We start from the raw sequence: 11924 nt of genomic DNA, 5'->3' as shown, positions 1-11924 counted from the left end.
TGGATCAGACATGAAGCTGCTTTTTTCGACCACCTCCCCCTATTCGTCCAAGGTCCGCATGGCCGCCCGCTATCTCGGGATCGATCTCGAAGAGGTGAAGGTCAATACCAGCGACGACCCACCAGTGCTGATCCATGCCAATCCGCTCGGCAAGATCCCGACGCTGATAACCGACGAAGGCGAAGCCATATTCGACAGCCGGGCGATAATGCACTACCTGCATCGCATGTCCGGCAAGCAACTCTATCCCAAGAAGGATGAAAAACGGACGGAAGCGGAAGTTCTGGAAGCGCTCTGCGACGGGATCAACGATTGCCTGCTGGCGATCGTCTACGAGAAGCGGTTCCGCCCGCCGGAACTGGTCAGCCAGGCCGCGATCGACCGTCAGTGGGAAAAAGTCCTGCGCTCCCTCGAGCATCTCGACAACAACATGCCGAAGACCGGCAAGAAGCTGCATGGCGGCCATTTCGCCATGGCAAGCCTGCTCGGCTATCTCATGCTGCGTTTTCCCGGCCAATGGGAAAACGGTCATACCGAACTGACCGCATGGCCGATCAAGTTCGCCAAGCGCTTCGAAAACTATGGAGCGCTGCGGCCGCAGTCCTGAGGAATAACGAATTCCAGACAACAAAAAAGCCGGGCTTGCGCCCGGCTTTTCCTTGGTTCGATCCGGACAGGGATCAGAACTTGACGCCCATACCGACCTTGACGCTGTGGTCGTCGAAGCCCTTGGAAACGTTGGTGCCGTCGAGGTCGAAGTCGCGCTTCTGGTAGTCGCTGTAGCGATACTCGACGCGAGCGGTGACATTGTCCGTGACCATCGCTTCGACGCCGGCGCCGACGGTGTAACCCGCAGCAATGCGCTCGTCGCTGTCGGTGGCGCTCTTCAGCTCGTGGTTCGCGACAGCAAGACCGGCCGTGCCGTAGATCAGGAACGGATTCATGTCGTAACCGACGCGGCCGCGGATCGAGCCGTTGACGCCCTGGGTGCCCTTGTAGCCGGCGCCGGCACTGCCGTCTTCACCGTTGTAACCGAGATCGGCTTCAGCACCATAGACAAGCTGGCCGTTCTGCATGTTGTAACCACCGTAGACGGCACCGCCGAGCGCCTTGGCGTCGCGGTTATTTGCACCGTCGAAACGACCGAAGTCGTAGGTGGCCATACCGCCCACATAGGCACCGGACCAGTTGCCTGCCGGAGCGGCATAGTTGTCCGAAGCAGCCGGAGCCTCCGGAATCTGGTCAACGGCATCGGCGGCGCTTGCAGCCTGGATAGCAGCAAAGCTCGTGGCGGAAGCCAGAAGAATCATAGTGAGGGTACGCATATTAGTCTCCTTTCAGTTCACTGCCGCGCTTAATCCTTACAAACAGCGGCGAGAACGATAGTTAGAAATCCCTGCCCGTTCCGAATGAATACATGGCGGCGAAATGAGGAATTGAAAGAGCCAAAATATGAAATGATTGTGGCGCAGCAGTGACCAAAATGGGATGTTGCTTTGCGACAACACAAAATTTATTAACCATAACAAATTCTAAACGCGACAATACACCATTAATTTCGAATTAAACTTAAGTTAATCCAAGTACTTCTTAAGACGCCTGCACAAAAAGAATTTCCTCGCCCCTGTTCAACGTGGCGGCAAACGACATATATGCGCAACAGCCGCTCAGGCAGTCGGGTTGGAACACAATGAAAGCAAGCATACTCAAGACCGCTCTGGTAACCGGTTCCGCAAAGAGACTTGGCGCGGCCATCGCGGAGGATCTCGCGCGCCATGGTTTTGCCATCGCAATCCATGGCAACGGATCGATTGAGGAGGCGCAGGCTCTTGCCGCACGGCTGCGCGCCGAAGGGCACGAGGCCGTCGCGCTGAAAGCCGATTTGCGCGATGTGAAAGAAACCACCGAACTGATGCGGATGGCGTCGGCGGAACTCGGGCCGATCGGCCTCCTCGTCAACAATGCCTCCGTCTTTCTCGAAGACAGCGCCGACCGGTTCGAGGCGGAGCATTTCGCGGCGCATTTCGACCTGCATGTGCGTGCGCCGGCCATTCTTTCCGCCGGGCTTGTCCAGCAATTGCCGGCAGACGCCCAAGGCCTGATCGTCAACATCATCGACCAGCGGGTTCTGGCGCTGACGCCAAGATTTTTTTCCTATACACTGTCGAAATCGGCGCTGATGACGGCGACTCACACCATGGCGCAGGCCTTTGCTCCAAAGGTGCGCGTCAACGCCATCGGTCCCGGTCCGACCCTCAAGAGCGTGCGCCAGACCGAAGCCGATTTCCAGGCGCAGATCGATGCCCTGCCGCTTGAACAGGGTCCTCGGCTGGAGGAATTCGGGCGGACGATCCGCTTTCTTTTTGACACGCCGTCGATCACCGGCCAAATGATTGCGCTGGATGGCGGACAACATCTCGCCTGGCGCGTGCCGGGCGCCACGGAGATCAATGAATGACCGGAGGAAAGCTGCCGGATGGCGGCATTCTCTATGACGAAACGGAAGAAGACGACGAAGACGCCATCGTCGAGCCCGAGGCTCCGCAGGCTACAGCCGTCATCGACTGGAACGAGGGTGCGGCCAGCCATGAGGGACTGACAGGTGCCGCACTGATCGGCGAATTCGTCAAGCAGTTGCCGAACGGCCCTGGCGTCTATCGCATGCTGAATTCCGATGGCGACGTTCTTTATGTCGGCAAGGCGCGCAGCCTGAAGAAGCGCGTCAGCAACTATGCGCAGGGACGACTTCATTCCAACCGGCTGACGCGCATGGTGCGTGAGACCACCCATATGGAATTCGTGACGACACGGACCGAGGTCGAGGCGCTGCTGCTGGAAGCGAATCTTATCAAGCGCTTGCGGCCGCGCTTTAACGTGCTGCTTCGCGACGACAAGAGCTTTCCCTATATCCTGATTACCGGCGACAGCCGTGCTCCCGCGATCTACAAGCATCGCGGCGCAAGGGCGCGCAAGGGCGACTATTTCGGCCCCTTCGCTTCCGCGAGCGCGGTCGGCCGCACGATCAATTCGCTGCAGCGGGCGTTTCTCTTGCGCACCTGCACCGACAGCGTGTTCGAGACGCGCACGCGGCCGTGCCTGCTCTATCAGATCAAGCGCTGTTCCGCCCCGTGCACCCACGAGATCAGCGACGAGGGCTATGCCGGGCTGGTCAAGGAGGCCAAGGACTTTCTTTCCGGCAAGAGCCAGAACGTCAAGGAAGCCATGGCGCGGGCCATGAACGAAGCGGCGGAAGAACTGGACTTCGAGCGGGCCGCCGTGTTCCGCGACCGTCTTGCCGGCCTTTCGCATGTGCAGAGCCACCAGGGGATCAACCCAGCCGGCGTCGAGGAAGCGGATGTCTTCGCCATCCATCACGAAGGCGGACTTTCCTGCATTCAGGTCTTTTTCTTCCGCACCGGACAGAACTGGGGCAACCGCGCCTATTTCCCCAAGGCCGATCCACAGCTCACCGGCGCCGAGGTGCTCAACGCCTTTCTCGCGCAGTTCTACGACGACAAGCCCTGCCCCCGGCAGATCCTCCTCTCCGAAACCGTCGAGGAACAAGATCTTCTGGCAGCGGCGCTCACCGAGAAAGCGGGACACAAAGTCTCGATCCTCGTCCCTCAACGGGGTGAGAAGAAGGATCTGGTGGACCACGTCAACGCCAATGCGCGCGAGGCCCACGGCCGCAAGCTGGCGGAGACAGCCTCGCAATCGCGGCTGCTCGCTGGCTTCGCCGAGACCTTCGGTCTTTCCTATGTGCCGCGCCGGATCGAGATCTACGACAACTCCCACATCATGGGCACCAATGCCGTCGGCGGCATGGTGGTGGCGGGGCCGGAGGGCTTCGTCAAGGGTCAGTATCGCAAGTTCAACATCCGCTCGACCGACATCACGCCCGGCGACGACTTCGGCATGATGCGCGAAGTGATGACGCGGCGCTTCTCGCGCCTCCTCAAGGAAGAAGGCAAACCGGACCGCTCAACTCCTCCCGAGGATTCGGCGGACGCCCCCTTCCCGGCATGGCCCGACGTGATCCTGATCGACGGCGGTCAGGGGCAGATGACGGCGGTGCGCGCGATACTCGACGAGCTCGGCATCCGCGACTGCGTGACGGCCATCGGCGTCGCCAAGGGCGTCGATCGCGACGCGGGCCGGGAACGCTTCTTCACGGAAGGCAAGCCCGACTTCACGCTGCCGCCGCGCGATCCGGTCCTCTATTTCATCCAGCGCCTGCGCGATGAGGCACACCGTTTCGCCATCGGTTCCCACAGGGCGCGCCGCAAGAAGGAAATGGTCAAGAATCCACTCGACGAAATCTCGGGGATCGGACCCACACGCAAAAGGGCCCTGCTCCAGCATTTCGGCACAGCCAAGGCCGTTTCGCGCGCCGCGATGTCCGACCTTCTGGCAGTCGACGGCATCTCGGAGGCCGTGGCGCGGCTGGTCTACAATCACTTTCATGAAAACGCCGCAGACTGACGTCACGAAGCATATTGCAGGCGTCGATTTCCTATAGACAATTCAAAAAAGTTGGGTTGACGCTTCCGGTTTAAAGCCGTCATCTACAACCGAAATTTTCCGGCAGCAGGACATCATGGCATCGCGCGCATACAATCTTCCGAATATCCTGACCTACGGGCGCATTGTGGCCGTGCCGATCATCGTTCTGTGCTTCTTCATCGAAGGCAAGCTGCAGAGCTCCGACTTCGCCAGATGGACGGCGCTGTGGCTGTTCATCATCGCTTCGATCACCGACTTCTTCGACGGCTATCTCGCCCGCATCTGGAACCAGACGTCCAATATCGGCCGTATGCTTGACCCGATCGCCGACAAGCTGCTGGTCGCCTCCGTCCTGCTGCTGATGGCGGCCGACGGCACCATCGCCGGCTGGTCGCTCTGGGCGGCGATCACGATTCTCTGCCGCGAAATCCTGGTTTCCGGCCTGCGGGAATATCTGGCGGCGCTGAAAGTCAGCGTTCCCGTCACCCGTATCGCCAAGTGGAAGACGACGCTGCAGATGGTCGCCATCGCTTTCCTGCTGGCAGGTCCGGCCGGGGACAAGGTTCTCCCCTACACGACGGAAATCGGTATTACGCTGCTGTGGATTGCCGCACTCCTGACCATCTACACCGGCTACGACTACTTCCGGGCCGGCGTGAAGCACATCGTGGACGAATGACCATGGTGAAGCTCGTTTATTTCGCCTGGGTGCGGGAACGGATCGGAAGGGGCGAAGAAGAGGTGGAGCTTCCCGCCAGCGTGAAGACCGCCGGCGACCTGATTTCCCATCTTGCGACCCTCGGCGAGGAATACGAGGCAGCCCTGCAGTTTCCCAAGGCTATCCGCGTGGCGCTCGACCAGGAGCATGTGGAACACGACGAACCCATCGGCGGAGCGCGCGAGATCGGGCTTTTCCCGCCGATGACGGGCGGATAACTACGCCACGCCGGACGCACGGGATATTCGGCGCGCTTCGCCGAACAGGAAATGGGGGACGAGACGATGACCGTCATTCCGATCATCCGCGTACAAGCCGAGGACTTCGACGGCGCGGCCGAAACGCGCGCCATCACCGAGGGACGCCGGGATATCGGCGCCCTGGTCTCCTTCATCGGACTTTGCCGCGACGAAGGCGGTTCACTCTCGGCCCTGGAACTGGAGCATTATCCCGGCATGGCGGAAGCGGAAATGCGCCGCATCGCACTGGAGGCCATCGAGCGCTTCCATCTTCAGGCGCTCACCGCCATTCACCGTTTCGGACGGATCGAGGCCGGAGCACAGATCGTCCTGGTCATCGCGGCGGCACCGCACCGGCAGGCTGCCTTCGACGGCGCCAGTTTCATGATGGATTATCTGAAGACCTCGGCTCCGTTCTGGAAGAAGGAGCACATGCTGGACGGGGTGAGCGGACAGTGGGTGGCAGCCAGGGACGCCGACGACCGCGCCCGCGACAAGTGGCGATAATCAAGGAAGGGGCCGCTCCCGACGGCTTGCGACCAGAAGCAGGACCAGCGCCGAGATGATCGCGGCATCCCGCCAGAGAAGCGGCGCATAGCCGCCCCAGAGGGTTTCAGCGAGACCGACCAAAGCGGCCCCCAGCGCCGATTTCAAAGGCACGGAATATCCACCGACGGCGGCGATCAACACGATCTTCAGGCCGAACAGCAGGCCGGAGGCAAAATCCATCGAGCCATAATAGGATGTCGCGAGAATGCCGCAGATCGCGGCAATCGACGCTGCCGACACATAGGACAGAACAAAGACACCATCGGCATCGACACCGCAAAGGCGCGCGGCACGGGGATCGTCTGCCACCGCCCGCCAGGCCCTGCCTAAACGGCTGCGGGTCAAGACGGCATGGCCGACGGCAACCAGTCCGGTCATGAACGCCGCGCTGCCAAGCTGGATGACCGTCAGGCCGACCTCGAAGCCGTCCTGCCGCCAGAAGACGATGCGCCCGTTCAAAAATGGCGAAAGCCAGAGTTCGCGGCTATTCATCGACAGACGCATGAATTCCGAGAGCAGGAGGACCAGCGCCAGCGATGCCACGATCACCGCATTGGTCGAGGCGTTGTGCAGCGGCCTCAGAACATGCCGGGCAATGCCTGTGCCGACGGTCGCCGTGTAGACCAGCGAAGCGGCTGACGCGAGCGCCAGCGTCGCCGGCAGCACGAGAAAGAGTCGATTCCAGCCGATATGGGCAAACAACAAGAAGACCTGCCCGGCAAAGGCAAAAAGCGCGCCGTAGGTGATATCCGGACGCCGGGTCATGCCGAAGGCAAGCGCATAGCCGAACGCGAGCGCAGCATAGAGCGCGGCGATCGGTACGGCATTGGCCAATTGTTGCAGCAGGTAGGACATTGTCGCCTCCTCGCGCATTTATAACTAGTAAACATATTTTTACCAGTTATAATTCCGCCATGAGCTTCACTTGGACTCCTCACCGTTTTGCCGGCGGCGCGCTGGCGCTAGACGTGGCGAACAGCGTCATCCTGCGCTTCGATGCGCAGCGAACCGTCGATCGCTTCGCCGACGATCGCCAGTTGGACAACTTTGCCGCCGCCGCCTCCACCTTTTCCGCCGAGAGGGCTCTGTTCGGCGACCTTGCGGCCGTTTCCAGGCAAAACCGGGAGCGGCTGATCGTACTGCGTGAGGCGATCGACCGTTATTTTCGCGGCCGCACTCTCGGACGGGAGAGCCGCACGGCACTCGCCGAGTTACTGGATGCCGCCGCCGCCGCCTTGAGAGGCGCGGAGAGCGAGCAGTCGCTGGAAGCGGCGACGGCTCGTTCGGCGCTCGCATTAATCAGTGTGCCGGAGCCTGAACGAATGAAGATCTGCGGCAATTGCGGCTGGTTGTTTCTCGACAGAAGCAAGAACCGGAGCCGGGCGTGGTGCGACATGGCGGTCTGCGGCAACCGGGTGAAGGCGAACCGCCATTATCGCAGGAAGAAGGAAGGACAGTCATGACGGCCCGGATCACCGCAACCGTCCTGTTCATGCTCGGCGTCGCGGCCCTTGCAGGATGCCAACGCGAAGAGGAAGGACCGCTTGCGATTTCCGGCAAGCTTTTCGTCTTCAACTACCGGGTCGCCAAAGCCACCTACCTGCTCACCCTGGCGCGCAACGGCCCCCTGCCCGAGGAAAGCTATGCGGAAGCCGCATTCGAGAATCCGGCCGGCGGTGAACCGATCAGGACACGCGAGAAGATCTTTCCCTTCTGGGAAAGGATCACGCTCGAAAGCCCGCCCATCCATTGTGTGCGCAAGGAACGCCCCTATGCGGTTACAATCCGCATCGTCGACGGCCGCGGCGAACTGCTGCAATCCATCGACACGACGGTCACTTCCGATGTGGATCAGAGCATCCTGCCCGCGAAACCTCTCGTCGTCGGTCCGGTCTACACGGAAAATCCCGAGGTTTTCAAACCGGACGGATCGGCGGATTTCTCACCCGAGAAGGGATGCGATTACGGCGAAGGGAAAAGCTGACGCGGATGCCCGCACAGCGGATCAGACCCGAGCCGTGGTCTCCCGCTCGACGAGATGAAAACCCAGATCGATCTGGGTTTCCGGCTGAACGCCGTCGCCGGAGGCGCGAACGATCATGTCGACCGCCCTGTAGCCGATCTCATAACGCGGCACGCGGACCGTCGTCATGCTTGGCATCGACGCACCGGCATATTCGAGGTCGTTGAAACCGCAAATACCGAAATCCTCCGGCATCCGTATGCCGCGCCGCTGGCATTCGAACAATGCGCCGAGAGCGATATCGTCATTGTGGCAGAAGGCTGCGTCGGCGTCCGGCACCTTGCGAAGCAGACGGTCGAGCAGATGCCCTCCCAATCCGACACTCGTGTGGACATCGAGCGAGAATACGAGGTCTGGATCGTAGAGACCTGCCTTCTCCATCACTGCGCGATAGCCGTCGAGACGGCGCCGGCTGCGGATATCCCAGCGACCGCCCATCAGAGCTATCCGCCGAAAGCCTCGCTGGAGCAGGTGGCTTGTGGCCGCCTCGGCAGCAAGGCGGTGGCTTATGCCGATCGCCATGTCGGTCGGTTCACTGGTTATGTCCATGATCTGCACGACCGGACAGGGAGCCTTTTTCAGCAGGTCCAGAACGTCAGGATGTTCCTCGACACCGGCGATGATGATACCGGCGGGGTTCTGGGCAAAGAACAGGCGCAATTGCTTGATCTCATCTGCGGGTTCGTAATGCGTATTGGCATATTGTATTCGCAGGTCGGTCGAGCGGACCCGATCTTCTATGCCGCGCATGACCCCGAAGAAGGCGTAGTTGGTCAGGGCCGGAGAAAGCACTCCGATGATGCCGCTGTTCTGGCTGGCCAGCGCCCGAGCGGCGAAATCCGGCACGTAGCCCATGTCCTCGACGATCTTCAGTATCGCTTCGCGAAGAATCGGAGAGACTTTCTCCGGATTCCGCAGCGCTCTCGAAACCGTGATGGAACTTACTCCCGCAGCAGCCGCCACATCGAGAAGCGTTACTCTTTCCTGACGCTGACGTCGCCGCCTCGTTCCCAAATGCCCCACCCGCCGCCTGTCGGCTGCCTGACGTCGAACGACCAAACGTCGACGTCTCCCCATTCGGCAACCTTTAATTGTGAAGAATATCGAATTTTAGTTTCACTCGCAATCGATGCACTGTGGAAAACCGGGCAAATACACTCCCCAGGAGTTGGGGGAGGATCAAGAAATGCCGACATGAACCAAAAAAGGTCAGTTTTTTCAGCGCAAGGATTTCGAGGTTTCCAATCCTTCAGTCACGTTCAGGCAAGATGCCGCGCGAGAAAGGCACTCGCCCTGTTAATGCCTTCGGCTGAGATCGAATGACCCAGGCTCTGCACGATCAGCGTTTCGACCGGAACGCCCAGGGCCTTCAACCGCCTTTCCGCCTCCAGCGTTTCCCCGACGGGAATGACGCCGTCCATGGCGCCGTGCTGCAGCAGCACGGGCGTGGGCGGGATATTGTCCGCCATATCGTCGGTCGAGAGCCGTCCCGAAAGGCCAACGACGGCGCCCACCGGCCAGCGCCCCGAGACCAGCGCATCGAGCGCCATGATCGTACCCTGCGAAAAACCGAGAAAAGCCACACGGTCCAGCCGGCCGTAGAACCCGTTCCTTTTTATGGATTCGCTTACGACGGCATCGAATGCGCCGCGCGCGGCGCGGATCCTTTCGGCCCGATTTTCGGCCGTTACGCCGACAACGCTGAACCATTGGTGGCCGGAGTTGAAATCGCAGGGATGCGGCGCATTCGGCGCATCGAAAACGATGCCCGGCAGCGCCGGTGCCATGACGGGAACCAGTGCGGCGAGGTCGGCACCGCTGGAGCCGACGCCGTGCAGGAGGATTACAAGAGCTTTTGCCTCGGTATTCGTCATTGTCTTTCCCGGAAGAGTCAGGCGGAGGGGTAAACTGCGCTCAGACCGACCGGTGCGAGACCTGGAAGATCCGGCCCGACCGGTACGATGCCGTTCGGATTGAGCGCCTTGATGGAGTAATAGCCCTGCTTGATATGGTCGATGCTGACGGTCTCGGCGACGCCCGGAATCGCCAGAACCCGATAAAAATAGGTGTTCAGCGCCGGATAGTCGGCGATGCGCCTCAGGTTGCACTTGAAGAGCCCGAAATAGGCGGCATCGAAGCGTACCAGCGTCACGAAAAGACGAATATCGGCTTCGGTCAGATTGACGCCGAAGAGATAAGGCTCTCCGCCGGCGAGCCGCTCCTCCAGTTCGTCGAGCATGGAGAAGACGTCCGCGAACGCCTCTTCATAAGCAATCTGCGTCGTTGCGAAGCCGGCGCGATAGACGCCGTTATTGAGACGCGGATAAATGCGGTCGTTGAGCGCATCGATCTCGTCACGAAGCGGCTCCGGATAAAAATCGAACGTGTCATCCGCCAGTTTGCCGAAGCCCGAATTCAGCATGCGCAGGATATCGGCCGACTCATTGTTCACGATAGTCTTGCGCTGCTTGTCCCACAGAACCGGCACCGTGGCGCGCCCGGTGTAATGCGGATCCGCGCTTGTATAGATCTGGTGCATGTAGGTGGCGCCGTTCAGTGTATCGAGGTTCGATCCGGGATAGGTTCCGAACCGCCATCCCTCGGGGGAAAGGGCCGGCTCCACGACGGAAACGGAAATGGCGCGGTCGAGCTTTTTCAGCTTGCGGCCGATCAGTGTGCGCGACGCCCAGGGGCAGATCAGAGCGACATAAAGATGATAGCGCCCGGCCTCCGCCTTGAAGCCGTCCTCACCCGTCGGGCCGGCGCTGCCATCCGGCGTGACCCAGTTGCGAAAACCCGAGATCTGCCGCACGAAACCACCCTTCGCATCGGTCGCCTGGACCGGATGCCACTCGGCCGTCCATTTGCCATCGACAAGCATGATTGTTTCTCCTCAGTTCGCGGCCGTATCGCGGGTCTCGAAGGCGATCTTCGTGCCCCAGGGATCGGCTATGGTGAAGGCCGTGGCTGCCGCAGACGTATCGAGGCGATGCCGGACCGGATCGACGAAACGCGACCCGGCAATGAACTCGACGCTTTCCAGGCCCGTGCTCGGATAGTTGCGCGGGCCGGCTCCCCGGCTGTTCCAGATATTGGTCGCCAGATGGTGGTGATAGCCGTTGACGGCGTAGAAGGTGCCGCCCGGATAGCGGCTGGTGATGTCTAGACCGAGAACCCCATGATAGAAGGCCTCGGCGGCATCTATCGCGCCGACCTGCAGGTGAACATGGCCAATGCACGAGCCTTCGGGAAATCCCTTCCAGCGATCGTCACCGGCAGTCGCGAGAATGCTGTCGATGTCGAGCCGGTCGGACGGCATGTAGACCTGACCGTCGCGCCAACGCCATTCGAGGATCGGGCGATCGGCATAGATCTCGATGCCGTTTCCTTCCGGGTCGGAGAGATAAAGCGCCTCGCTGACGGCGTGGTCGGAGGCGCCGGCGACCCTCGCCCGGCTCTCCATCGCATGGCGTATCCAGCGCCCGAGATCGGCGCGCGACGGCAGCAGGAAAGCGGTGTGAAAGAGGCCGGCCTCGCGCGGAGAACGACGGCGGGCAGATATATCGCGGCGCAGTTCGAGCAGGGTTTTGCCGCCAGCGCCGAGTTCGACGGATGCGGCATCGCCTCTCAGCAGATGAAGGCCGACCACCTGCCGATAGAAACTGCTGACGGCATCGAGGTCGTTTACGGTCAGCACAACGCGACCGATCGCGAAGCTGTTGTCCGCGACGGTTTTAACGGTATCAGCCTTGTGCCGCCGAACGGAGGAAATGACGGAGCCATCGACCATGAGCAATCTCCCAGACGATACGAACAGAGGTTCGTCCGGTTCGATATGCATCATTTCCATTCGAAGTATTATCCCATTAATCGGACGAAAATTACGTCCAAA

General features: G+C 60.7%; 14 protein-coding genes. 8 read left to right on the top strand and 6 right to left on the bottom strand.

The window, feature by feature from the left end; genetic code table 11:
* Positions 1-10 precede the first annotated feature (10 nt).
* A complete protein-coding gene (locus tag J5N58_RS11170) occupies positions 11-607 on the top strand; it encodes a glutathione S-transferase (protein WP_113426032.1) in 597 nt (198 codons plus the stop codon).
* Positions 608-680: 73 nt separating this feature from the next.
* Here the strand turns inward: J5N58_RS11170 and J5N58_RS11165 are convergent, their stop codons facing one another.
* The gene (locus tag J5N58_RS11165) at positions 681-1325 is read right to left on the bottom strand and encodes an outer membrane protein (protein WP_112827255.1); all 645 of its coding nucleotides are present in this window, start codon (positions 1323-1325) and stop codon (positions 681-683) included.
* A gap of 365 nt (positions 1326-1690) precedes the next feature.
* Here J5N58_RS11165 and J5N58_RS11160 point away from each other — a divergent pair, with 365 nt between their 5' ends.
* The 5 genes from J5N58_RS11160 (at position 1691) to J5N58_RS11140 (ending at position 5967) form a co-directional block, all read left to right on the top strand.
* Positions 1691-2458, top strand: a complete 768-nt coding sequence (locus tag J5N58_RS11160) for an SDR family oxidoreductase (protein ID WP_113426033.1) — start codon at positions 1691-1693, stop codon at positions 2456-2458.
* Positions 2455-4482: an excinuclease ABC subunit UvrC gene (gene uvrC / locus J5N58_RS11155; protein ID WP_244710812.1), complete on the top strand. Its 2028-nt coding sequence runs from the start codon at positions 2455-2457 to the stop codon at positions 4480-4482. The genes J5N58_RS11160 and uvrC overlap by 4 nt, the downstream gene beginning before the upstream one ends.
* A 115-nt stretch (positions 4483-4597) precedes the next feature.
* The gene (pgsA, locus tag J5N58_RS11150; RefSeq protein WP_113338723.1) at positions 4598-5182 is read left to right on the top strand and encodes a CDP-diacylglycerol--glycerol-3-phosphate 3-phosphatidyltransferase; all 585 of its coding nucleotides are present in this window, start codon (positions 4598-4600) and stop codon (positions 5180-5182) included.
* 2 nt (positions 5183-5184) lie between these two features.
* Positions 5185-5439: a molybdopterin converting factor subunit 1 gene (gene moaD / locus J5N58_RS11145; protein ID WP_113338829.1), complete on the top strand. Its 255-nt coding sequence runs from the start codon at positions 5185-5187 to the stop codon at positions 5437-5439.
* Positions 5440-5505: 66 nt separating this feature from the next.
* Positions 5506-5967, top strand: a complete 462-nt coding sequence (locus J5N58_RS11140; RefSeq protein ID WP_244710810.1) for a molybdenum cofactor biosynthesis protein MoaE — start codon at positions 5506-5508, stop codon at positions 5965-5967.
* Here the strand turns inward: J5N58_RS11140 and J5N58_RS11135 are convergent, their stop codons facing one another.
* The gene (locus J5N58_RS11135; protein WP_244710808.1) at positions 5968-6864 is read right to left on the bottom strand and encodes a branched-chain amino acid ABC transporter permease; all 897 of its coding nucleotides are present in this window, start codon (positions 6862-6864) and stop codon (positions 5968-5970) included.
* 59 nt (positions 6865-6923) lie between these two features.
* On the opposite strand from J5N58_RS11135, the gene J5N58_RS11130 reads away from it, so the two are divergent.
* Both J5N58_RS11130 and J5N58_RS11125 read left to right on the top strand, forming a co-directional pair.
* Positions 6924-7472: a CGNR zinc finger domain-containing protein gene (locus J5N58_RS11130; protein WP_113338721.1), complete on the top strand. Its 549-nt coding sequence runs from the start codon at positions 6924-6926 to the stop codon at positions 7470-7472.
* On the top strand, positions 7469-7993 hold the full coding sequence (locus J5N58_RS11125) for a hypothetical protein (RefSeq protein ID WP_113426035.1): 525 nt from the start codon (positions 7469-7471) through the stop codon (positions 7991-7993). Before J5N58_RS11130 ends, J5N58_RS11125 begins: the two co-directional genes overlap by 4 nt.
* Positions 7994-8014: 21 nt before the next feature.
* Here J5N58_RS11125 and J5N58_RS11120 read toward each other — a convergent pair whose 3' ends face one another.
* From J5N58_RS11120 to J5N58_RS11105, 4 genes are all read right to left on the bottom strand, one after another.
* Positions 8015-9046, bottom strand: coding sequence for a LacI family DNA-binding transcriptional regulator (locus J5N58_RS11120; protein WP_244710949.1), 1032 nt, complete (start codon positions 9044-9046; stop codon positions 8015-8017).
* A gap of 245 nt (positions 9047-9291) precedes the next feature.
* A complete protein-coding gene (locus J5N58_RS11115) occupies positions 9292-9906 on the bottom strand; it encodes an alpha/beta hydrolase (RefSeq protein WP_113338718.1) in 615 nt (204 codons plus the stop codon).
* Positions 9907-9923: 17 nt separating this feature from the next.
* Positions 9924-10913, bottom strand: a complete 990-nt coding sequence (locus tag J5N58_RS11110) for a glutathione S-transferase family protein (protein WP_113338717.1) — start codon at positions 10911-10913, stop codon at positions 9924-9926.
* 12 nt (positions 10914-10925) lie between these two features.
* Complete coding sequence (locus J5N58_RS11105; protein ID WP_113338827.1) at positions 10926-11822, bottom strand: VOC family protein; 897 nt, start codon at positions 11820-11822, stop codon at positions 10926-10928.
* Between the last annotated feature and the right edge of the window lie 102 nt (positions 11823-11924).

The organism is Paenirhizobium cremeum (assembly GCF_022884085.1).
GTDB lineage: Bacteria > Pseudomonadota > Alphaproteobacteria > Rhizobiales > Rhizobiaceae > Allorhizobium > Allorhizobium cremeum.
The sequence above is the reverse complement of the archived record's forward strand: the minus strand, read 5'-3'. Positions and strand labels throughout refer to the sequence as shown.

Excerpts from the sequence above, each read along its gene's own strand:
- J5N58_RS11170 (WP_113426032.1), top strand. The coding sequence starts at position 11 with ATGAAGCTGCTTTTTTCGACCACCTCCCCCTATTCGTCCAAGGTCCGC.
- J5N58_RS11165 (WP_112827255.1), bottom strand. The coding sequence starts at position 1,325 with ATGCGTACCCTCACTATGATTCTTCTGGCTTCCGCCACGAGCTTTGCT.
- J5N58_RS11160 (WP_113426033.1), top strand. The coding sequence starts at position 1,691 with ATGAAAGCAAGCATACTCAAGACCGCTCTGGTAACCGGTTCCGCAAAG.
- uvrC (WP_244710812.1), top strand. The coding sequence starts at position 2,455 with ATGACCGGAGGAAAGCTGCCGGATGGCGGCATTCTCTATGACGAAACG.
- pgsA (WP_113338723.1), top strand. The coding sequence starts at position 4,598 with ATGGCATCGCGCGCATACAATCTTCCGAATATCCTGACCTACGGGCGC.
- moaD (WP_113338829.1), top strand. The coding sequence starts at position 5,185 with ATGGTGAAGCTCGTTTATTTCGCCTGGGTGCGGGAACGGATCGGAAGG.
- J5N58_RS11140 (WP_244710810.1), top strand. The coding sequence starts at position 5,506 with ATGACCGTCATTCCGATCATCCGCGTACAAGCCGAGGACTTCGACGGC.
- J5N58_RS11135 (WP_244710808.1), bottom strand. The coding sequence starts at position 6,864 with ATGTCCTACCTGCTGCAACAATTGGCCAATGCCGTACCGATCGCCGCG.
- J5N58_RS11130 (WP_113338721.1), top strand. The coding sequence starts at position 6,924 with ATGAGCTTCACTTGGACTCCTCACCGTTTTGCCGGCGGCGCGCTGGCG.
- J5N58_RS11125 (WP_113426035.1), top strand. The coding sequence starts at position 7,469 with ATGACGGCCCGGATCACCGCAACCGTCCTGTTCATGCTCGGCGTCGCG.
- J5N58_RS11115 (WP_113338718.1), bottom strand. The coding sequence starts at position 9,906 with ATGACGAATACCGAGGCAAAAGCTCTTGTAATCCTCCTGCACGGCGTC.
- J5N58_RS11110 (WP_113338717.1), bottom strand. The coding sequence starts at position 10,913 with ATGCTTGTCGATGGCAAATGGACGGCCGAGTGGCATCCGGTCCAGGCG.
- J5N58_RS11105 (WP_113338827.1), bottom strand. The coding sequence starts at position 11,822 with ATGGTCGATGGCTCCGTCATTTCCTCCGTTCGGCGGCACAAGGCTGAT.